This is a genomic window from Vicinamibacterales bacterium (assembly GCA_035699745.1).
Classification (GTDB): Bacteria; Acidobacteriota; Vicinamibacteria; order Vicinamibacterales; family 2-12-FULL-66-21; genus JAICSD01.
Genome location: DASSPH010000017.1, coordinates 18,486 through 39,041 on the forward strand (window position 1 = coordinate 18,486; position 20,556 = coordinate 39,041).

The following is a 20,556-nucleotide window of genomic DNA, read 5'->3' on the forward strand; positions in this document are numbered from 1 at the left end:
GCATGAACCGCGAAGCGATCGTCCTGCTCTCGCTGACCGCCGTGGTCGCCGCGCTGGCGGCCGGGCTCGCCTTCGTCGTGCTGCGCCTGTTCGCCGCCGCCAAGGGCTTCGGCCGGACGCAGCACGATGCCGGCGCGGAAACCGCGTTCGTCACCGCGGCGATGGAGGAGGCGGTCGCGCGGCTCAAGCTGCGCGAGCAGGCGATCGTCGCCCGCGCCGAAGCGAGCGAGCGCCTCAGCGACGAGATCATCGCCAGCCTGACCTCCGGCCTGCTCGTCGTGGACGACGACCGGACGGTGAAGTCGCTCAATCCGGCGGGGCGCCGGATGCTCGGACTGCCGGAGAAATACGCCGGCGGCACGATCGACGCGCTGCTCCGCAACGCGCAGCCGCTCGCGCAGGTGATCGACGAGTGCATGACGTCGGGGCAGCCGATCCGGCGCCGGGCGGTGCGGATCGAGCCCTACAACGATCGCCCGACGCACCTCGGCGTCACGGTGTCGCCGATCGGCACCGACCCGAGCGTCCAGCACGGCGCGATCTGTCTGTTCAGCGATCTGACCGACGTCGTGGAGCTGGAGGAGCAGCTGCGCCTCAAGGACGGCCTCGCGCAGGTCGGCGAGCTCACCGCGGGCATCGCGCACGAGTTCAGAAACGGGCTGGCGACCATTCACGGCTACGCGCGGCTGCTCGATCTCGATCGGCTGCCGCCCGACATGCGCGCCTACGTGACCGGCATCCGGGAGGAGACCGACACGCTCGGCGCGGTGGTGCGGAACTTCCTCAACTTCGCCAAGCCGACCGAGCTGGTCCTCGGCAAGGTGGACATCCGCGCCGTCGTCGAGCGGGCCGCGGAGGACATCCGCGCCGAGGCGACCGCGAACGGCGGCAGCGTCGCCGTGCGCGGCGAGTTCCTCCGGGTCCAGGGCGATGAGGTGCTCCTGCGCCAGGCCTTCAGCAACCTGTGCCGCAACGCGCTCGAGGCGTGCCGCGAGGCGAAGATCCCGCCGCAGATCCTGATCGAGGCGGCGCACGATCCCGGTCAACCGGTGTTGCGCATTTCGGTGATCGACAACGGTCCCGGCGTCGACCCGGGACTTGCCTCCCGGATCTTCCAGCCGTTCGTGACCACGCGCGCACGAGGCACCGGCCTCGGTCTCGCGGTCGTGCAGAAGATCATCGTCACGCACAACGGCCGCGTCACCGTGCAGGCGGAACCCGGCGGCGGCACGCGCTTCATCGTCTCGCTCCCCGCGGTCGGCTGAGGCCTCGGATGACACGGACGGCCACGGACCACACGGAGCGCCACGGATCGTCGTGACGTCACTGCCGTAGTCCGATCGCTCCGACTGCGCTCCGGGATCCTGGCGGTGCAATCCGCGGCGCGCGCCTTGCACGGCCAGGCGCATGGCCCGCGATCGCCAGGGTTTCACGCTCGTCGAATCACTCGTCGCAATGGCGCTGGTCGTCACCATCGCGCTGGGGACGGCGCAGCTCTTCTCGATCGCGCTCGCCCGCAACCTCTCGGCGCGCGAACAGCTTGCGATGACGCTGCTGGCGTCAACCAAAGTGAACGATCTCGCCGGCGCGGCGGCAGACGGCACGATCGCCATCTCGCCGTCCGATTCGCTCGACTGCGTCAGCGCCGGGTACACCGACACGGTCGTTGACAACGGCCGCCCGTACGTCCGCTGCTGGCGCGTCTCGCGCGTGCCGGGCTTTGCAGACGACGTGGTGGGGATTGCGGTCAGGGTGGCGCCGGCCGGGGGCGTGGGCGACGTGCGCGTCGCGACGATTCGCGAGTGGCGGCGGCCGTGATGCGCGCGGGCCGAAACGAGCGTCCGCCGTCGACGGCGGAGCGGCGGGAAACGGGGTTCAGTCTCGTCGAGCTGCTGATCGCGATGGCGATTACGACCGCGGCGGCAGGCACGCTCCTGTCGCTGGTGCTCGCCGGGCAGTCAATCGCACGTTTGCAGCCGGAGGCGGCGGATCTGCAACAGCGCGCGCGGATCGCGACCCAGGTCATCGGCGCCGAACTGGCGCGTGCCGGTGCGGGGGTCGACGCGGGGGCGCTTGCCGGTCCGCTGGTGCAGCGCTTTGCTCCGATCTCCGTGTCTCCGGCCGGCGAGTTGACGATCTGGTACGTGTCGGCGCGAGGCGCGCGGGGAACGCTGGCCGCCCCGCTGGCGGCGGATGCACTGGCCGCGACGATCGCGCTCGACCCTCCGTGTGCCGGCGCGTGCGGCTTCGCCGCTCAGACGACCGCCATCATTTTCGACAACTCCGGTTGTCACGATTTCGCGAGAGTCGAAGACGCGACGTCCTCGGGGCTGGTGCTCGCGGCGGCCGCGCCGCGCAGCTGCGCGTATCCCTCAGGCGCCGCGATCGCTCAGGGGGAGGCGTGGACGTTCCATGTCGACGCCGCGGCCCGCCAGTTGTTGCGCCGGGACGAGGCGACGGGCATCTCCGTGCCCGTGTCCGACAACGTCGCGGCGATGAGCGTCGAGCCGCTCGACTCAGGACGCCGGATTCGCGTGCGTCTCCGGTTCGTCCCCGCGTTGCTGCGCGAGGTGCCGGATTTCGAGGCCTCGCTCGACGTGCGGCCGCCGAATCTTCAGGTGCCCTGATGGCTGTTCTGTCCGCGATGCTCGCCACCGTGCTGTTGATGGGACTCGGCATGGCCGTCGTGTTGATGGGGACGGCGGAGTCGGAGCTGGCGGCGCACGACCGCGCGGCGCGGCTGCTGCGCGAAGCATCGCTGGCCGCGGCGCACCTGGCAGTGGCGGACTTGCGTCAGCAGCCTTCCTGGTCGGCCGTCCTTGCCGCGGGCGCCGCACCTCTGTCGGCCGCGCCGGGCCGGGCGGTCGACGCCACGGCGACGCCCGCCCCTCCGTGGGGCGGGCCGCCGCTCGATCTGCGGCGGCTCACTGTAGACGTCGCGGCCGAAGCCGATACCGGGAGTGGAGACCCTCAGGCGTGGCGGCTCTACGAGTCCGGGTCGCTCCCCGGGCTGGTGCCGGGGGCGTCTGTGCCGGTATACGTCGCTGCCTGGGTGGCAGACGACCCGTCCGACGGCGATGGCGACCCGCAGGTCGACAGCAACGGCATCCTGTGGGTCCGCGCCGCGGCCTACGGGCCGGGCAGCGCGCGTGCGGTAACGGCTGTTTCCGTCCAGAAATCGCCGCCGCCGGCGGGTCCGGCGGTCCGGATCCTGACCATCCGGCCTCAGCCGTGACGTGCTAAACTATGGATACCCAAGGAGAAAGGTCGATGAAGCTGTCCTGGACGCTGCTTGCCGCCGCGCTGCTCGTTGCCATGCCGGCGTCTGCCCAGTCGCTCGGGGAGCTCGCCAAGCGGGAGCAGGCGCGGAAGAAGACCACGCCGCCCGCGAAGAAGACCTACACCAACGACGATTTGAAGCAGGTGCCGCCGCCGTCCGGCACGCCGGGCAAACCGGCGGACGAAGCGGCGAAGGCCGACGCCAAAGCCGGAGAGGCGAAACCCGAGCCGCAGAAGGTCGACGAGAAGAAGCCCGCCGAGCCTGCGAAGGACGAAGCCTACTGGCGCGGCCGCATCACCGCGGCGCGTGAGGACATCCGGCGGAACGAAGCCTTCAAGGAAGCGCTCCAGTCGCGCATCAACGCGCTCACCGCCGATTTCGCCGCCCGCGACGATCCGTATCAGCGCGCCAAGGTCGCCGACGACCGGCAGAAGGCGCTCGCCGAGCTGGCGCGCGTCTCTGAAGACATCGAGAAGGCGAAGAAGCTCATCGTCGAAATCGAAGAGGAAGCCCGCCGCGCGGGCGTGCCCCCCGGCTGGCTCCGCTGAAAGCGCAAATCCTCATCGTCGAGGACAAGGACTCGCTCCGGACCATGCTGCGGCATGCGCTGGAGCGGCAGGACCATGCCGTCCTCGAAGCGCGCGACCAGCCTGAGGCCGTGCGTCTGCTCCAGCAGGCGCAGCCCGCCGTCGTCCTGTCCGATCTGCGGCTTCCCGAGGGGGATGGCTTCGGCGTGCTCCGCGCCGTCAAGGAGGTCGACGCCGACATCCCGGTCATCGTGATGACCGCGTACGGCAGCATCGAAGACGCGGTCGCGGCGATGAAGGAAGGGGCGATGGACTTCCTGGCCAAGCCCGTCGACCCGGACCACCTGATGCTCCTGGTGTCGCGCGCGCTCGAGCAGCGGCGCATCGTCACCGAGAACCTCCTGATGAAGGAGGAGCTCGCCGTGCGGCGCGGCGCGCCGCAGATGGTCGGCGAGGATCCGGCGCTGCGGAAGATCTTCGCGTCGCTGCAGCGGGCCGCGGCGACCGACGCGACGGTGCTGCTGGAAGGGGAGAGCGGCACCGGCAAGGAAGTGTTCGCGCGGTCGCTGCACGCGCTGAGCCCCCGCGCCGACGCGCCGTTCGTGGCAATCAATTGCGCCGCCATCCCCGAAAACCTGCTCGAGACCGAGTTGTTCGGCTACGAGAAGGGGGCCTTCACCGGCGCGGTGCAGCGCAAGCTCGGCAAGTTCGAGATGGCGCACCGGGGCACGCTGTTCCTGGACGAAATTGGCGACCTGCCAATCGGGCTGCAGGCGAAGATCCTGAGGGCGCTGGAAGAGCGGCGATTCGAACGCGTCGGCGGCACCGCGAACGTCCAGGTCGACGTCCGGCTCGTCGCCGCCACCAACAAGGGGCTGCGCGCGGCGGTCGCGGCAAAGCGGTTCCGCGAGGATCTCTACTTCCGTCTCTCAGTCTTCCCGATCACTGTTCCGCCGCTGCGCGATCGCGCCGGGGACATCCCGGTGCTCGCGCGGTTCTTCGTCGAGCGGTTCTGCCGCGATCTCAAGAAGAGACCGCTCGCTCTCTCGCCCGAAGCGCTCGAGGTGCTGACGACCTATCGGTGGCCGGGGAACGTGCGCGAGCTGCAGAACTGCATCGAGCGCGCGGTAATTCTCGCCGACGGCGACACCGTCTTTCCGCGGCACCTGAATCTCTCGTTTGCCGCGCCGGTCCAGCAAGAAGAGGAGTCGGTGTCTCCGTGGGCGCACGTCGATCTGTCGGGGTCGCTCGGCGAGGTGATCCGGCGCGTGAGCTCGCAGGTCGAGAAAGCCAAGATCGAGGCGGTGCTGGCGGAGGCCGGCGGCAACCGCGGGCGCGCCGCCGAACTGCTCCAGATCGGCTACAAGGCGCTGCTCGCGAAGCTGCGGGAGCACGGTATTCCGGAGAACTGAGTACGTGCGGAGGTTGTCCGCTGCCCAACGGAGGTTGTCGGAGGGAACGGCATTACCACCGGAGGAACGAAGGCAACGGAGGTCAACGGAGGCTCATTAGTTTTTTTGATCTCCGTTTCCCTCCGTTGCCTCCGTTCCTCCGGTGGTAATGCCGTTCCCTCCGTCAGTAATGCCGTTCCCTCCGTCAGCCTCCATTCTCCGTTCCCTTCAGGGTCCGCAGCGCGCGCTCGATCTCCGTTTTCGTCACGTCGGGGACGACCTCGCAGGCGCCGAGCCCGGTCGGCAGCACGTAGTGCAACTGCCCGGCGACGATCTTCTTGTCGTGCGTGATCGCCTCGAGGATCTCCTCGACGGGGATGTCGGCGATGGCGGGCAGCGGCCCCATCTTCACAATCAGCGCCGCGAGCGCTTCGCGGTCGGCGGCGGGCATGGTCCCGCGCGCGACGGCGATCTCGGCGGCCACGAGCATCCCGTAGGCCACCGCTTCGCCGTGGCGGAAGCGCCGGTACCTGGTGACCGCCTCGAGCGCGTGGCCGGCGGTGTGTCCGAGGTTCAGGGTCCGGCGGATGCCGGTCTCGTGCTCGTCCTGCTCGACGATGGCGGCCTTGATCCGGCAGGACTCGGTGACGACGGGCATCAGCGCGTCGGGATCCCGGTTGAACAGCGCCGGCAGCGTGCCGGCGACCCGCTCGAAGAGCGAAGCGCTGGCGATGACGCCGTACTTGATCACCTCGTAGAGACCGGCGCGGAACTCGCGGCGGGGCAGCGTCGCCAGCAGCAGCGGATCGATCACGATCGCGGCCGGCGGATGGAACGCGCCGATGAGGTTCTTGCCCAGCGCGTGATTGACGCCGACCTTCCCGCCGATGGCGCTGTCCACCTGCGCGAGCAGCGTCGTCGGGACCTGCACGACGGGTATGCCGCGGAGGTAGGTCGCGGCGGCGAATCCGGCGGTATCGCCGAGCACGCCGCCGCCGACGGCGATGAGCGTGCTGGCGCGATCCGCGCGGGCGCGAATCAGCGCGTCGTAGATCCGGCCCACCGTCTGCAGCGTCTTGTACCGCTCGCCGTCGGGGAGCAGGATCGGCTCCTCGGGGGTCACGCCGGCGAACGCCGGCTCGTGCAGGCGCCAGACCGTGGTGTTCGAGACGATGAACCGGCGCGCCGGCACGCGCGCCTCGGCGAGCCGCGCGGCGAGGGTGGCGGCCGCGCCGGGCTCGATGTGAATGCCGTAGCGCCCGCTGCGGCTGCCGACCTCGAGAAGCACGGATGATACGATACTGAAATTGCGGGCCGATTTTCTGATTATCGGCAGCGGGATCGCGGCGCTGCGCGCGGCGGCGGCGCTCGACGGCGCCGGCGATGTGCTCGTCCTCACCAAGGCGGGCCCGCGCGCCGGCAACACCGGATATGCCCAGGGCGGTATCGCGGCGGCGGTCGGCCGTGACGACAGTCCGGCCAGGCATCACGCAGACACGATTGCGGCGGGGGACGGGTTGTGCGACGAGCGCGCGGTCGCCGTGCTCGTCGAGGAAGGCCCGCGCTACGTGCGCGAGCTGATGGACTGGGGGGCGCGATTCGATCGCGGCCCCGACGGCGAGCCGGCGCTGGCGCTCGAGGCGGCGCACAGCGAGCGCCGCGTGCTCCACGCGCAGGATGCGACCGGACGCGAGATCGGCCGGGCGCTGTGGGAGCGCGTGTCCGCGATCGCGAACGTCCGCATCCACGCCCACGCGCGTGCGGTGTCCCTGATCGTCGAGAACGGGCGCTGCGCCGGCGTGGAGTTCGTGCAGGAGGGCGGGGGGCGCGCCGCGGTGCGGGCGCCGCGCGTCCTGCTCGCGACCGGCGGCGCGGGCCAGGTGTTCAGCGAGACGACCAATCCGGCCGTCGCCACCGGCGATGGCGTGGCGATGGCGTATCGCGCCGGCGCGGCGGTCGCGGACCTCGAGTTCGTGCAGTTCCACCCGACCGCGCTGAAGATGCCGGGGCAGCCGCGGTTCCTGCTCTCGGAGGCGCTGCGCGGAGAAGGAGCGCGTTTGATCAACGCGGACGGCGACGCGTTCATGACGCGGTACGAGCCGGCCGGGGATCTCGCGCCGCGCGACCGTGTCGCGCGCGGCATCGTCCGCGAGGCGCAGCGCACCGGGCGCGATGTGTACCTCACGCTGCAGCACCTCGACCCGGCGTTCGTCCACGCCCGCTTCCCGCTGATCTCGGAGGCGTGCCGCGGCGCCGGCCTCGATCTGGCGACCGACCGCATTCCCGTCGGACCAGCCGCCCATTACCTCATGGGCGGCGTGGTGACGGACGTCGACGGGCGCACGACGCTGCCGGGATTGTTGGCCGCGGGCGAGGTGGCGTGCACGGGGGTTCACGGGGCGAACCGCCTGGCGAGCAACTCGCTGCTGGAGGGCCTGGTGTTCGGCGCGCGCGCGGGGCTGGCAATGCGGGCGGCAGCCGGCATCGGCAGCGCGGCCGGACTGGAGGCCGCAGGCAGCTCCAGCCTTCAGGTGGGCGATCGGCCCGACGCGGAATCAGCCCGTACGCTGATGTGGGAGCACGCCGGCCTGTTCCGCACGGCGAACGGGCTCCGGACCGCGCTCGAACGGTTCGGCGCGATGCAGGCCGACGAGGACCCGGTCATCACCGTCGGACGGCTCATCGCGCGGGCGGCGCTCCGACGCGAGGAGAGCCGCGGCGGACACTTCCGGCTCGACTTCCCGGACCGGGACGATTTCCGGTGGAAGCACCGGATCATGGAGACTGTTGGCTGAGACTTATGGCAGATCAGAAACAGGGAGAGCAGAAGGGCGGGGTGACCGAGATCACGCCGCAATCCGAGAACTTCTCGCAGTGGTATCTCGACGTCGTCCGCCGCGCCGAGCTGGCGGACTACACCGAGGTGAAGGGCTGCATGGCGATCCGTCCGTACGGATACGCGATCTGGGAGCTGATCCAGCAGGCCTTCGACCAGCGGTTCAAGGAAACCGGCCACGTCAACGCCTACTTCCCGCTCTTCATCCCGTCATCGCTCCTGATGAAGGAAAAGGAGCACGTCGAGGGCTTTGCGCCGCAGGTGGCGTGGGTCACCAAGGGAGGCGATGAAGTGCTCGCCGAGCCGCTCGTCGTGCGTCCGACGTCGGAAGCGATCATCGGCACGCTCTACGCGAAGTGGATCAAGTCGTGGCGCGATCTGCCGGTGCTGATCAATCAGTGGGCGAACGTCGTCCGCTGGGAGAAGGTCACGCGCCCGTTCCTGCGCACCACCGAGTTTCTCTGGCAGGAAGGGCACACCGCGCACGAGACCGCCGAGGAAGCGCAGGAAGAGACGCTGAAGATCCTGGCGCTCTACAAGGAGTGCGCCGAGACCGAGCTGGCGATGCCCGTCGTCGACGGCCAGAAGAGCGAATCGGAGAAGTTCGCCGGCGCGTCGCGGACGTACTCGATCGAGGCGCTGATGGGCGACGGCCGCGCGCTCCAGGCGGGCACCTCGCACAACCTCGGGCAGAACTTCGCCAGGGCGTTCGGTATCCAGTTCCAGGGGCGTGACAAGACGCTGCAGCACGCCTGGACGACGTCGTGGGGCGTGTCGACGCGGCTGATCGGCGGCGTCATCATGACGCACGGCGACGACAACGGCCTGATCCTGCCGCCGCGCATCGCGCCCTATCAGGTGGTGATCGTGCCGATCCCCCGCGGCAACTGGCAGGAGACGGTGCTTCCCAAGGCCAGGGAGCTGCAGGCCGCGCTGCGCGGCCGCGGCGTGCGGGTGTTTCTCGACGACCGCGACTCGCAGACGCCGGGCTGGAAGTTCGCCGAATGGGAGCTGCGCGGCGTTCCGCTGCGGATCGAAATCGGCCCCAAGGACATCGAGAAGTCCGCCGTGATGGTGGCCCGGCGCGACACGCGCACCAAGGAATCGTTGCCGATGGCAGGGCTCGCCGACGCGCTCGCCGCGAAGCTGGAGGAGATCCAGGCGGTGCTGCTGCAGCGCGCGCGCACCTTCCGCGACGAACACACCACGCGGGTGAACGGCTACGACGAGTTCAAGAGCGTGATGGACGGCCGGCCCGGCTTCGTGATTGCCGGCTGGTGCGGCAGCGCGGACTGCGAGGCGCAGATCAAGGCGGACACGCAGGCGACGCTGCGCAACATTCCGTTCGCGGGCGCAGAGGTGCGCGGCACCTGCGTGAAGTGCGGCAAGCCGTCGCCGGCGGAGGCCTGGTTCGCCAAGGCGTATTAGGAAACCGTCGTGGACGGCGGCGGTGCGTGCGGCGCTGGGCCTGCTGGCCTGCGCCCTCGCCGCGCTGGTGTATCAGAACGCCCTCGACATCCCGTTCGTGTTCGACGATCGGGACACGGTCCTTCTCAACCAATCGCTGATCGCGCCGTGGGACTGGCGCGCGGCGCTGCTCTACAACGCGGCGCGGCCGGTCACCAATCTCTCGTTCGCGGTCGATCGCGCGTTCTGGGGCTTCAGCTCCTTCGGCTTCCACGTCACCAACACCGTCCTCCACATCGCGGTGGTCGCCCTCTTCTACGGCTGGTGCACCCGGACGCTGGGGGCGGCCGCTCAGACCGGGGACAGATCCGGGACTGCCGCGTTTCCGTCGCCGGACTGGGCGGCGTTCTTCGCGGCGGCGGTGCTCGCGGTGCACCCGGTGATGGCCGCGGCTGTCGGATACGTGACCGCCCGGTCTGAACTGCTGGCGGCGGCGGGTTCCCTCGCGGCGCTGACCTATGCCCGGCGCGCGATCCTTCGCGGCGACCGCAAGGCCGGCATGCTCGCGGCGGCTTTCGGCGCGCTCGCGATCGGATCGAGCTCCTCCGCCGCGGCGCTGCCGCTCGTCGTCCTGGCGTTCGATGCCTGGGTCCTGCGCGATCCGGGCTGGCCGGTGCGCGCGGCGCGCATCTATGCGCCGGCGACGCTGGCGGTCGTCACTGCCGCCGCCTGGCACGCCATCGCCTCGCCGATGGCCGTCGTCCCCGAACGCGGGCTGCTTGCCAACGTGCTGACGGAGAGCCGCGTCGTGTGGCGGTATCTCGCCCTGCTGCTGGTCCCCCGCGGCCAGGCGATCGTCCACGACGTCCACTGGGTGACGTCGCCGCTCGATCCCGTGTCGATCGTGGCGTTCGCCGCGCTCGCCGCCGCCATTGGCGTTGCCGTCCTGCAGCGCCACGTCCGTCCGCTCGCCGCATTCGGCGCGGTGTGGTTCGTCGGCTCGCTCGCGCCCACCATTCTCGTGCCGGTCCGCGACGCGATGGCGGAGCATCGGCTGTATCTCGCCGCTCCGGGGCTGCTGCTGGCAGTGGCGTCGGTGACGTGGCGCGCCGTCGCCAGCGGACGGACCATTCGCTTCGCGCTTGCCGCCGTGCTGTTCGTACTTGCCGTCGCGACCTATCGGCGCAACGAGCTCTGGTCTCGTCCGGCGGACCTCTGGGAGGAGTCGGTGCGGCGCGCGCCGGGGGCGTGGCAGGCGCACTGGGGGTACGCCGAGCTGCTCCGCGAGATCGGCCGGTGCGATCGCGCCAGGCCGGAGTACGACGCGGTGCTGCGCCTGTACTCCGGACACGCCGGCGCCCGCGCCGGGCTCGATCTCTGCCGGCAGCGGTAGCGATCGCTACAGGCGTCCGAGCAGATCCGCCGCCGCGTCCGGCCAGCGCGACATCGTGCGCTTCACCGCCGCATGACGGCGGGTGAGTCCCTCGCGCTGCATGATGGCGCGGAACGCGGCGGCGACGTGCTCGCGCCACCAGGTGTCGCTGCTGCGCGACGACGCGTCGTAGGCGGCGGCGAGCGGCTCGAGGCAGCTCGCGTCGCCGATTTCCTCGAGCGCCGCCAGGAACGTCACCGGCAGGCGGTCCGCGCCGAGCAGGCTGTCGCGCAGATCGTAGAGCGCCAGCCGGCTGTTGCGGGACGCCAGCGCCTGATGCACCGCCCCGCGCACCGCGCGCCATTCCTCCCGCCGCACCCGATCCGCTTCCCGCTGCTCGTGCGCGCGCAGGTGATCGACCAGCCGCTGAAGGTCGGTCAGCTTTGCCGTGGAGCGTACGGCGGCCAGGGCCGCCTTGAGCGCCCCCGGCGACGCCGGCAGCCGGCCGGCCACCGCATCGCGCCACGTCGCGTCGTCGCGGCCGGGCGTCCCCGCGACGTGCGCGCTGACGTCCGCGTCGGGGTCGGTCGCGAGCAGATCGCGCACCGGCGAGCGGACGTCGCCGGGGAGATCGCGGAGCGCCTCGTACGCCGCGATGCGCACGATCGCGGCGCGGCGGCGATCGAGGGCGACGGCCACGATCGCGTCGAGCGCGTCGCGCGCGGCATCGGGCTGCTCGGCGCCGAGAAACGCGCGGATGGCGGAGATCGCCGCGATCTGGATGGCGGCGGAGTTGTCCTCGAGCGCGGCGCGGGCCGGCGCGAGCGCGCGCGGATCGCCGGCCGCCTCGAACGCGCGGAGCATCCCGGCGCGCGTCCGTCCCGTCGCCCCGGGGAATTCCTGCAGCAGGTGTTCGACCGCCCGCTCCCCGATGACCGCCAGCCGCGCGACCGCCGCTTCACGCCCGACCTCGTCCTCGCCGCCAAGCGCCGAGATCAACTGGCGGATCTCGGCGTTGGCGGACGGGCGGATAGGCATTGGAATTTGGAAATTTGGAGATTTGGGAATTTGGAAATCTCCAAGTTACCCGATTTCACATTTCCAAATTTCCAGATTTCCAGATTTCCAAATTTATTGAATTCTGACCACGAGCGCGGCGCGGCGGTTCAGCCGCCGGGTCTCTTCGCGCGCGTTGTCGAACTTCGGGCGCTCCTCGCCGTAGCTGACGGTGCGCAGCCGATCCGCCCCGATGCCGCGGCTGGCGAGATACTCGCGGACGGCGGCGGCGCGGCGTTCGCCGAGCGCGAGGTTGTATTCCGCCGTACCGATGTTGCAGGTGTGCCCCTCGATCTCGAGGCGCAGCCCGGCGTTCTCCTGCAGCGCTCGCACCGCTTCGTCCAGCGCGCGCGTCGCCTCCGGCCGCAGGCTGTAGCGGTCGAAATCGAAGTGGACGTCCTCGAACACCACTTCCTTCACCGCCTCGCGCATCACCTGGATGGTGACCACGTCCGACGCCGAGCCCCCCTTGCCGTCGCTGACGCGGACCGTGACCGGCACGGGGCCTTCGACCATCGGCGCCGTCCACGGCGTCTGCCGCGCCGCCGCGGTCGTGAGCGAGCCCGCGGGCGCGCTCCAGGCGTACGTCAGCGCATCGCCGTCCGGATCCTGCGCGTCTGCCGCGACCGTCGACGTGCGGCCGACGAACACGGTGCAGGGCTGACACGACGCCCGTACCGTCGGCGGCCGGTTCTGCGGCGCTGGCGGCGGTGGCGGCGGAGGCGGCGGCGGTGCGGGCGCCACGAACACGCGCGCGCCGGGGTGGTAGCCGATGCGCCCGACGACGTCCATGCGATCGCCGGCGCCGTTGGTGAACTGGCGCAGGAACTCGTCGCGCGATCGCGTGGTGGCGCGCCACGTCCAGCCCGCCCCGGCGAAGAAGCCGTTCCGATGCTGCCAGGTCAATCCGAGATTCACGTTCACCGGCGACTTCATCTCGTAGGTGAAGTTCGCCGGGGCGAACGAGCCGTCTTCGCCGAGCAGCAGCATCCTGGTGCTCAGCGACCGGTTCGCATAGGCTTCGCCATCGATTTCCGCAGTGACGCGCAGCGCCCGGCGTGACGGGAAGGCGGCGCCGGCGCCCCAGCGGAAGCCGTTGGTCTCCTCCACTTCGTCCGGCTCGCCGCGAACGATGTATCCGGCGTAGCCGGACAGCTCGACGCGCGCGTTCAGCTCCTTGCTGAGAATCGCGTCGAACGCGAAGTCCGCCTTGCCGGTGCCCGCGCCGCTCTCCGTATCGCCGGTCGGCGCTTTGACCATCAGCCGCAGGGCGAATGCCGCCGGCTGCTGCCGCCATTCCGACAGCAGGTTGATCTTGCCGCCGAGCCACAGATCGCCGACGTTGTTGCCGCTCCACGCTCGCCGCGCGAGCGGGTTCTGCACGACGAATCCGCCCGCCTGGCGGTTGGCCTCCAGCGCCGACCCGCTGGCCGACGCCAGGAACAGCGGACGCACGTCCCGATCGATGCGGTTGACGACGACCAGCGAGCCGAACAGCTCGAGACGATCCTTGACCCCGATCCCGAACGTCACCGGCCAGTTGGACACGTCGGTGAATCCCTGGTCGTCGTCAAAGTTGACGCGATACGCGCTGAGCGACCATTTGCGGTGCGGCAGAATCTCGGCGGTAGGCACGTACCAGAGTCCCGTGTCACCGAGGAAGGTGGTGGTGGCTGGCCGGGTCTCCGTGGCCGCCGGCGGCGCGTCAGGGGCGGTCGTGGCGGGCGCCTGTGCCGCCGCCGTCGCCGACACAGCCAGGAGCGCCAGGAGCGACGCTCCAAGGGACAGGAACCGTCTCATAATCCGACACCTCATCTGTAGCCATGGTAGAGGTTCGCCCGATCTGTGTCAAAACAAACACAACCCCCGACACAGCCGGAAGCCGGTAGCCGGCAGCCGGTAGCCGGTAGCTGGAAGCTGGAAGCTGGAAGCTGGTCGCCGTCAGTCCGCGTCAGGGAGCCGGCGGCGCTGGAACACGAACGCGATGCCGATGCTGAGGATGTAGAGCACGATCATCGGCGCCGCCATCATGACCTGCGACATCATGTCGGTCCCCGGGCTGATGACTGCCGCCACGATGAAGATCGCGAGGAACGCGTACTTGAAATACTTCATCAGGAAGCGCGCCGAGATCACTCCCATTCGCGCCAGCACGAAGACCAGCGTCGGCATCTCGAAGATCAGGCCGAAGCCCAGGATCATCTTGCTGTACATGGAGAACGCTTCGTCGACCTTGGGCACGAAGATCATGTAGTCGTTCGCGAAGCTCCCGAAGAAGGTCCACGTCCACGGGAACGCGATGTAGTGCGCGAACAGGCCGCCGGTGGTGAAGAAGATCGTCGACATGACGACGAAGGGGATCGCGAACTTCTTCTCGTGCGTGTACAGCCCGGGGGCGATGAACTTCCAGACCTGCCAGAGGATCAACGGCGACGCCAGGAAGATGCCGACGAGGAAGCCGATCTTGACGTAGAGCATGAACGGCTCGGCGCCGCTCGTGTACTGCAGGTGCGCGGACGGCCCCAGCACCTGCTGCATCGGCCGCATGATGAAGTCGAAGATCTTGCCGATGAACACGTAGGCGACGACGCAGCCGGCGATCAGGGAGTAGACGATGTAGATGAGCCGTTTCCGGAGCTCGTCGAGATGCTCCAGAAACGACATCTTCGCGCCGGTCTCGTCTAACGACTCGGCCTCGAGATCGTCGTCACCCGGCGTGGCGCTGGGAAAAGGAACGAGCGCCATGGCTGGACGCTACGCAGTGCCGTTCTGGCGCGGGACGGTGCCCAGGTGGTCGTCGGTGCCAGTGGCGGGTGGAGCCTCGCTGTGGACCGGGGCCGCCTGCCGTTCGGCGTTGCGGCGCTCCTCCTCGAGGGTGGCGTTGCGGCGCTCCTCGAGCCGGATTTCCTCGTCGAGCGTATTCTTCAGCTCGTTCGAGGCGCGCTTGAATTCGGCCAGGCTCTTCCCCAGCGATTTGCCCAGCTCGGGCAGCTTGCGCGGCCCGAAAATGATGAGCGCAATCGTGAAGATGATGATGAGTTCCGGGACCCCGACCGAGCCAAACATATCCGCGGATTATACTCCCGAAAAGTCTGCTACGATGCGATCCATGCGTACTCCCCGGTTTTTGTCGGTGGCGGCCCTGGCCGTGCTCCTGTCGGCCCTCGCGGGCGGGTTTTTCGGCAGTTCCGCGCAGGTGACGCAGGACCAGGTCGCCCAGCAGTACCGGGTGTTCACTGCCGCCCTGGATGCCGTCGACCGGGAATACGCCGAGCCCCTCGCCTCCGACCGACTGATCTATGACGCCGTCGGCGGAATGCTCCAGACGCTCGATCCGCACTCCAGCTTTTTCGACCCCCGCAGCTATGCGCAGATGCGCGAGCGGCAGGAGGGCAAGTACTACGGCATCGGCCTGTCGATCCAGGCGATTGACGGGGACATCACCGTCATGTCCCTGTTCGAAGGTTCGCCCGCCTATCGCGCCGGTATCCGGCGCGGCGACGTCATCGCCCGCGTGAAGGGGGAAGACGCCAAGAACTGGACGACCGAGCAGACGGCGCGCCAGCTGAAAGGGCCGAAGGGCACCAAGGTCAATATCTCGATCCGGCGTCCCGGCTACGACAAGCTGATCGAGATGGAAGTCGAACGCGACGAAGTCAACATCGTCACCGTCCGCGGCGCCTTCATGCTCGACGGGCAGACCGGCTATATCAAGCTCGGGGACTTCTCCGAGACGTCCGACAAGGAAGTCGGCGACGCGCTCGAGAAGCTCAAGGGGCAGGGGATGAAGCGCCTGGTGTTCGACCTGCGCGACAACCCCGGCGGTCCGCTCGATCAGGCGATCAAGATCGCCAACCGGTTCCTGCCGCGCGGCGACATGATCGTCTACACCCGCGGGCGCGTGCAGAACGCCGATCAGGATTACCGCGGCACCGACGAGCCGGATTTCACCGGTCCGCTGATGGTGCTCGTCAACCGCCAGAGCGCCAGCGCCTCGGAAATCGTCTCGGGCGCGATTCAGGATCACGATCGCGGCCTGGTCGTCGGCGAAACGACGTTCGGCAAGGCGCTCGTGCAGTCGGTCTACCGCATCAGCGAAGGGGCCGGGCTCGCGCTGACCACCGGGCGCTACTTCACGCCGAGCGGCCGCATGATTCAGCGGCCGTGGGACAACGCCTTCGACGAGTACCTCACCTACTCGCTGCGCGAGCAGACCGAGAAGCGCGAGCACAACCCGGCGCAGCTCAAATACACCGACGCCGGCCGGAAGGTCTACAGCGGCGGCGGCATCGAGCCGGACAAGTTCTTCGTCGGCCCGGTGCAGGGATACAACCCGACGCGCTTCGGCCGCTCCCTCGTGGCGCGCGCCGCGTTCGCGAACTTCGCCGAGCGGTTCTACGCCGAAGGGGACACCCGGATGAGCGCGGCGAGCGAGGGGCGCACGCGTCTGGCGCGCGGCTTCACGATCACCGACACGATGCTCTCGGAGTTCAAGTCGTTCCTGCAGACCGAACAGAAGCTGAAGATCGACGACGCGGCGTTCGCCAGGGACCTCGACTTCATCAAGGCGATGATGCACTTCGAGATCGACGTCGCGCTCTTCGGCATCGGCGAGGCGCAGAAGAACCTGATTGCCAAGGATCCGCAGGCGCAGTTCGCGCTGACGCAGTTCGGCGAGGCGGTGAAGCTGACCGAGCTCGCGCGCAACCGGACGGCGAGCAAGGGCGGTAATTAACGCTTTGGTCGTTGCACCTATTACTGGTGTTCTCGGATAGTACTTGCCCCTAGGTATGGGGCCTTGCTAGACTGACCGCCGTTCGCCGGCCCCAGGGGCCACTTCGCCTGTCGCGGGGTGTGGGGGCTGGCTGTTTCGGTCGTTGTCCAGTCGTTTCCTGACAATCTGTCGCGTCGAAGCGAACCCAGCCGCTTCCGTGCATTGGTGTGTCCGGAGCTGAACGTCCGGCCGGGTTATCCACTATGCGTTTGAACCGCCTCGAAATCGCCGGCTTCAAGAGTTTTCCCGATCGCTCCGAGCTCGCCTTCGACACCGGTGTGACCGCCATCGTCGGTCCCAACGGCTGCGGGAAGAGCAACGTCGTCGACGCCATCACCTGGGTGCTGGGCGAGCAGAGCGCCAAGAGCCTGCGCGGCGACCACATGCAGGACGTGATCTTCCAGGGCAGTGACGCGCGGAAGCCGACCTCGGCGGCGGAGGTGCGGCTGCGGCTGAGCGGCGTCGCGTCGCGCGTGCCCGGCAACGGCAGCGTCACGACGCTGCGCGAGAAGCCGATGTTCGCGGGAGTCGCGGGCGCGCCGGTCGGCGAAGCGATGGCGGTCACGGCAATCGAGGCGGCGCCGGCGGCGGACGCGTCCGGTGAAGCGGTCGACGAGGGGCCGCTGATCGTGCGGGACGTCGAGCTGTCGCGGCGGCTGTACCGGTCGGGTGAGAGCGAATACCTGATCGACGGCGAGGTCGTGCGCCTGAAGGACGTCCAGGATCTGCTGATGGATGCGGGTCTCGGCGTGAAGGCCTACGCGGTCATCGAGCAGGGGAAGATCGGGCAGATTCTGAGCGCGCGCCCGACCGATCGGCGGCAGTTGATCGAGGAGGCGGCGGGGATCACGAAGTACAAGAGCCGCCGCCGCGCCGCGGAGCTGAAGCTCGAGGCGGCCCAGCAGAACCTCACGCGCGTCGACGACATCATCTTCGAGGTGGAGAAACAGCGGGGGGCGCTGAAGCGCCAGGCGGCGAAGGCGCGCCGCTACAAGCGCCTGCGCGAGGAGCTGCGGCGCTGGGAGAAGGTCCAGTTCGCGCAGCGCTACCGCCTGCTGGGCGCCGCCATCGAGTCGGCGCGCGCCCGCCTGTCCGACGCCCGCGCGCGGGAAGCCGCGGCGGCGGCGCACGTCGCCGAGGTGGAAGCGTCGCTCGAGCGGCTGCGGCTGGAGCTGACCGAGGCGGATGCACGGACGACGGCGGCGCGCGAGGCGGCGCATGCCCGCGAGCTGTCGATCGGCCGGCTGCAGCAGCAGGTCGCGTTCGACAAGCAGCAGGTCGAGTCGCTGGCGGCCGCGGCGACGGCGCTCGACGCCGAGATTGCGGCGCTCGAGGCGCGGCGCGAGCCGGCGCGGGTCGAGCTGGACGCGCGGCGCGACGCGGCGTCACGCGCCGTCGAGGAGCGCACCCGCGCCGCGGAGGCGCTGGCGCAGGAAGAAGAAAGCTACGCGATCGCCAACCGGAACATCGAGGGGCTCGAGGCCGACGTCGAGGCGGCGCGCAGCGAGGTCTACGCCGCGGTCAACGCCGCGACCGCGCTGCGCCACGCGCTGGAACATGCCGCGGCCGCGCGGGCGCGGATCGGCGAGCAGCTCGCCAAGCTGGACGTCGAGCGGAACGATCTCCAGGTGGAGGCGCAGCGGGCGGCCGGCGAGCGGGTCGCCGCGGAGGAGTCGCTGCGCCGGTCCCGCGCGTCGATGGAGACGCTGCACGTCGAGCGCGCGGGACGCGAATCGGAGCTGTCGGTGGCGCGCGCCAGCCGGGAGGCGCTGGCCCGCGAGCTGCGGACCCGCGAGCACGATCTCGCCGGGGTGGCGGCGCGGCTGACGTCGCTCCAGGAGCTCGACGCGGCGCGCGCCGAATACGGCGAAGGGGCGCGCGTCATCCTGGCGGAGTCCGGCGAGGCGGTGCCGCACCTCGGCTCGGTGGCGGACTACGTCGAGGTCGAACAGCAGCACGAGCGCGCGGTCGACGCGGCCCTCGGCGACCTGCTTCAGTACGTCGTCGTCCGCACCCATGACGATGCGGCGGCGGGCCTCGCGTTCGCGCGCGAGCGCGGCGCCGGACGGGTCGGGTTCCTCGTGGTTGGCGAGTCGCCCGCCGAGGCGGTGCGGGCGCTGATCGCCGACGTCCATCTCGCCGGCTCTCGCGGCGACGCGGTGGCCTACGCGATCGAGACCGGCGGCATCGCGGCGACGCCGGACGGAGAAGTGTTCCGGGGCGCGCGCCGCGTCGAGGGGGGCACGCCCGGCGAGGCGCGCAGCATCCTCACGACCAAGCGCGAGATCAAGGAGCTGCGCGAGCGCGCCGAGTCGCTCGAGGCGGTGCTCGCGCGCATGCGTGACGAGGCCGGCAATCTCGACGTCGCGATCGCCGCCGCCGAATCGGCGATCGCGTCGGTGCAGGGAGAACTGCACCGCCAGGAAAAGGCGATCGTCGGATTCGATCTGCAGGTGACGGCGGCGGGGGATGCCGCCGAGCGCGTGGCGCGCAAGCAGGAGCAGATCGCGATCGAGCGGCGCACGGCGGAAGAGGAGCTGCGCGCGCAGGAGCAGCGCGCGGAGGAAGCGCGCCAGTCGATCCAGCGGATCGAGACCGAGCAGCGCGCCGCGGACGAGCAGCTCTCGGCGGCGCAGCGCAGGCTGTTCGAGGCCCGCGAGTCCGCCAGCCAGCAGGCCCGCGTCACCGCCGAAGCCAAGGCGTCGCACGCCGCGCTCGTCGAGCGCACCAGCGCGCTGGCGATCGAGGTGCAGCGGCTGGAGGAGGCGGCCCGCGAGCTCGCGGAGCGCGCGGTTGCCCGCGCTTCCGAGCTGCAGCGCAATGCCGCCCGCCGCGAGGATCTGCGCGCCGCCATCGCGGCGTCGGAGCGGGAACTGGACGAAGGACTCCGCACGTTCGACGAGCTGAAGGAGGCGGTGCGGACCGCCGACGAGGCGTCGCAGGCGCTGCGCGCCGTGTTCGACGAGCAGGAGCTGCGGATTCGTGAAGCGCGCCGGGCGCTCGAGTCGGTCCGCGAGGAGGCCGGGCAGCTCGAGGTGCAGCGCGCGACCGCGGAGTCGGACCTCTCGCACCTGGCGTCCTCCTGCCAGGAGAACACGCAGGCGTCGCTCGATGACGTCGCCGCCGAAGTGGCGCAGATGGAAGCCGACGGCCTGCTCGCGAGCCCCAAGGCAGTCGAGGACACGCCGGACGCCGCGGAGCTCGAAGGCGCGGCGCCGGCGCCGGCGGCCGAGCCCGTCGACGCGCCGGCGGTATCGCGCACGCTGACGCCGGACGAGATGGTGGCGGACCTGCGCGCCAAGATCGACCGCATGGGCGCCGTCAACATGATGGCCATCGATCAGTTCGACGATCTCGAGTCGCGCCACACGTTCCTCACCGCTCAGCGCAAGGACCTGGTGGATGCGATCGCGTCGACCAACGACGCCATCCGCAAGATCGACAAGACCACCCGCGAGCGCTTCCAGGAAGCGTTCCGCATCATCAACCAGAACTTCGAAGGGACCTTCACGACGCTGTTCGGCGGCGGCAAGGCGGGGCTCGTGCTGCTCGACGAGAGCGACGCCCTCGAGAGCGGCATCGACATCATCGCCTCCCCCCCGGGCAAGCGGCTGCAGAGCATCCAGCTGCTCTCGGGCGGCGAGAAGGCGCTGACCGCGATGGCGCTGATGTTCGCCATCTTCAAGTACCGGCCGAGCCCGTTCTGTCTCCTCGACGAGATCGACGCGCCGCTGGACGATGCGAACATCGGGCGGTTCGTCGAGATGCTGCAGGGGATGAACGATCACACCCAGTTCATCCTCATCACGCACAACCGCAAGACGATGGAGATCGCGGACCGGCTCTACGGCGTCACGATGGAAGAGCCGGGTGTCTCGAAGCTGATCTCCGTACAGTTGAACTGAGCCCCGGG

Annotated in this window: 16 protein-coding genes; 11 read left to right on the forward strand and 5 right to left on the reverse strand. The window is 69.8% G+C overall.

What is annotated here, in order from left to right; all coding sequences use genetic code 11:
• Positions 1 to 2 precede the first annotated feature (2 nt).
• The 6 genes from VFK57_03025 to VFK57_03050 all read left to right on the forward strand — a co-directional run bounded on the left by VFK57_03025 (position 3) and on the right by VFK57_03050 (position 5,219).
• Positions 3 to 1,265 carry an ATP-binding protein gene (locus VFK57_03025; GenBank protein ID HET7694653.1) on the forward strand — a complete coding sequence of 421 codons (1,263 nt, stop codon included), beginning with the start codon at positions 3 to 5 and terminating at the stop codon, positions 1,263 to 1,265.
• A gap of 142 nt (positions 1,266 to 1,407) precedes the next feature.
• Positions 1,408 to 1,818: a prepilin-type N-terminal cleavage/methylation domain-containing protein gene (locus tag VFK57_03030; GenBank protein HET7694654.1), complete on the forward strand. Its 411-nt coding sequence runs from the start codon at positions 1,408 to 1,410 to the stop codon at positions 1,816 to 1,818.
• Positions 1,818 to 2,627, forward strand: coding sequence for a prepilin-type N-terminal cleavage/methylation domain-containing protein (locus VFK57_03035; GenBank protein ID HET7694655.1), 810 nt, complete (start codon positions 1,818 to 1,820; stop codon positions 2,625 to 2,627). Before VFK57_03030 ends, VFK57_03035 begins: the two co-directional genes overlap by 1 nt.
• Positions 2,627 to 3,235, forward strand: coding sequence for a hypothetical protein (locus VFK57_03040; protein ID HET7694656.1), 609 nt, complete (start codon positions 2,627 to 2,629; stop codon positions 3,233 to 3,235). The genes VFK57_03035 and VFK57_03040 overlap by 1 nt, the downstream gene beginning before the upstream one ends.
• A gap of 35 nt (positions 3,236 to 3,270) precedes the next feature.
• A complete protein-coding gene (locus VFK57_03045; protein HET7694657.1) occupies positions 3,271 to 3,828 on the forward strand; it encodes a hypothetical protein in 558 nt (185 codons plus the stop codon).
• Between the two features lie 14 nt (positions 3,829 to 3,842).
• On the forward strand, positions 3,843 to 5,219 hold the full coding sequence (locus tag VFK57_03050; protein ID HET7694658.1) for a sigma-54 dependent transcriptional regulator: 1,377 nt from the start codon (positions 3,843 to 3,845) through the stop codon (positions 5,217 to 5,219).
• A gap of 184 nt (positions 5,220 to 5,403) precedes the next feature.
• Here VFK57_03050 and aroB read toward each other — a convergent pair whose 3' ends face one another.
• Positions 5,404 to 6,486, reverse strand: a complete 1,083-nt coding sequence (gene aroB / locus VFK57_03055) for a 3-dehydroquinate synthase (protein ID HET7694659.1) — start codon at positions 6,484 to 6,486, stop codon at positions 5,404 to 5,406.
• Between the two features lie 19 nt (positions 6,487 to 6,505).
• Between aroB and nadB the strand changes: the two genes are divergently transcribed.
• From nadB to VFK57_03070, 3 genes are read left to right on the forward strand one after another with little or no spacing between them, the layout of a single operon-like run.
• Positions 6,506 to 7,993: an L-aspartate oxidase gene (gene nadB, locus VFK57_03060; protein ID HET7694660.1), complete on the forward strand. Its 1,488-nt coding sequence runs from the start codon at positions 6,506 to 6,508 to the stop codon at positions 7,991 to 7,993.
• Between the two features lie 5 nt (positions 7,994 to 7,998).
• Positions 7,999 to 9,462, forward strand: a complete 1,464-nt coding sequence (proS, locus tag VFK57_03065) for a proline--tRNA ligase (protein ID HET7694661.1) — start codon at positions 7,999 to 8,001, stop codon at positions 9,460 to 9,462.
• A gap of 22 nt (positions 9,463 to 9,484) precedes the next feature.
• Positions 9,485 to 10,834 carry a hypothetical protein gene (locus VFK57_03070; protein ID HET7694662.1) on the forward strand — a complete coding sequence of 450 codons (1,350 nt, stop codon included), beginning with the start codon at positions 9,485 to 9,487 and terminating at the stop codon, positions 10,832 to 10,834.
• Between the two features lie 6 nt (positions 10,835 to 10,840).
• Here VFK57_03070 and VFK57_03075 read toward each other — a convergent pair whose 3' ends face one another.
• The 4 genes from VFK57_03075 to VFK57_03090 form a co-directional block, all read right to left on the reverse strand.
• A complete protein-coding gene (locus VFK57_03075) occupies positions 10,841 to 11,851 on the reverse strand; it encodes a hypothetical protein (GenBank protein ID HET7694663.1) in 1,011 nt (336 codons plus the stop codon).
• 93 nt (positions 11,852 to 11,944) lie between these two features.
• Positions 11,945 to 13,669, reverse strand: coding sequence for an OmpA family protein (locus tag VFK57_03080; protein ID HET7694664.1), 1,725 nt, complete (start codon positions 13,667 to 13,669; stop codon positions 11,945 to 11,947).
• A 141-nt stretch (positions 13,670 to 13,810) separates the two neighbouring features.
• Positions 13,811 to 14,614 carry a twin-arginine translocase subunit TatC gene (gene tatC / locus VFK57_03085; protein ID HET7694665.1) on the reverse strand — a complete coding sequence of 268 codons (804 nt, stop codon included), beginning with the start codon at positions 14,612 to 14,614 and terminating at the stop codon, positions 13,811 to 13,813.
• 9 nt (positions 14,615 to 14,623) lie between these two features.
• Positions 14,624 to 14,935, reverse strand: a complete 312-nt coding sequence (locus tag VFK57_03090) for a TatA/E family twin arginine-targeting protein translocase (protein HET7694666.1) — start codon at positions 14,933 to 14,935, stop codon at positions 14,624 to 14,626.
• Positions 14,936 to 14,978: 43 nt separating this feature from the next.
• Here VFK57_03090 and VFK57_03095 point away from each other — a divergent pair, with 43 nt between their 5' ends.
• Both VFK57_03095 and smc read left to right on the forward strand, forming a co-directional pair.
• Positions 14,979 to 16,604 carry a S41 family peptidase gene (locus VFK57_03095; GenBank protein ID HET7694667.1) on the forward strand — a complete coding sequence of 542 codons (1,626 nt, stop codon included), beginning with the start codon at positions 14,979 to 14,981 and terminating at the stop codon, positions 16,602 to 16,604.
• Between the two features lie 248 nt (positions 16,605 to 16,852).
• Entirely contained in the window at positions 16,853 to 20,548 is a 3,696-nt protein-coding gene (gene smc / locus VFK57_03100; GenBank protein HET7694668.1) for a chromosome segregation protein SMC, read from the forward strand.
• Positions 20,549 to 20,556 lie beyond the last annotated feature (8 nt).

What these genes read in the sequence shown, in the direction of transcription:
- VFK57_03075 (HET7694663.1), bottom strand. Translation starts at nt 11,851, where the DNA reads ATGCCTATCCGCCCGTCCGCCAACGCCGAGATCCGCCAGTTGATCTCG.
- VFK57_03090 (HET7694666.1), bottom strand. Translation starts at nt 14,935, where the DNA reads ATGTTTGGCTCGGTCGGGGTCCCGGAACTCATCATCATCTTCACGATT.
- proS (HET7694661.1), top strand. Translation starts at nt 7,999, where the DNA reads ATGGCAGATCAGAAACAGGGAGAGCAGAAGGGCGGGGTGACCGAGATC.
- VFK57_03035 (HET7694655.1), top strand. Translation starts at nt 1,818, where the DNA reads ATGCGCGCGGGCCGAAACGAGCGTCCGCCGTCGACGGCGGAGCGGCGG.
- VFK57_03040 (HET7694656.1), top strand. Translation starts at nt 2,627, where the DNA reads ATGGCTGTTCTGTCCGCGATGCTCGCCACCGTGCTGTTGATGGGACTC.
- VFK57_03045 (HET7694657.1), top strand. Translation starts at nt 3,271, where the DNA reads ATGAAGCTGTCCTGGACGCTGCTTGCCGCCGCGCTGCTCGTTGCCATG.
- VFK57_03030 (HET7694654.1), top strand. Translation starts at nt 1,408, where the DNA reads ATGGCCCGCGATCGCCAGGGTTTCACGCTCGTCGAATCACTCGTCGCA.
- VFK57_03095 (HET7694667.1), top strand. Translation starts at nt 14,979, where the DNA reads ATGCGTACTCCCCGGTTTTTGTCGGTGGCGGCCCTGGCCGTGCTCCTG.
- tatC (HET7694665.1), bottom strand. Translation starts at nt 14,614, where the DNA reads ATGGCGCTCGTTCCTTTTCCCAGCGCCACGCCGGGTGACGACGATCTC.
- VFK57_03080 (HET7694664.1), bottom strand. Translation starts at nt 13,669, where the DNA reads ATGAGACGGTTCCTGTCCCTTGGAGCGTCGCTCCTGGCGCTCCTGGCT.
- VFK57_03025 (HET7694653.1), top strand. Translation starts at nt 3, where the DNA reads ATGAACCGCGAAGCGATCGTCCTGCTCTCGCTGACCGCCGTGGTCGCC.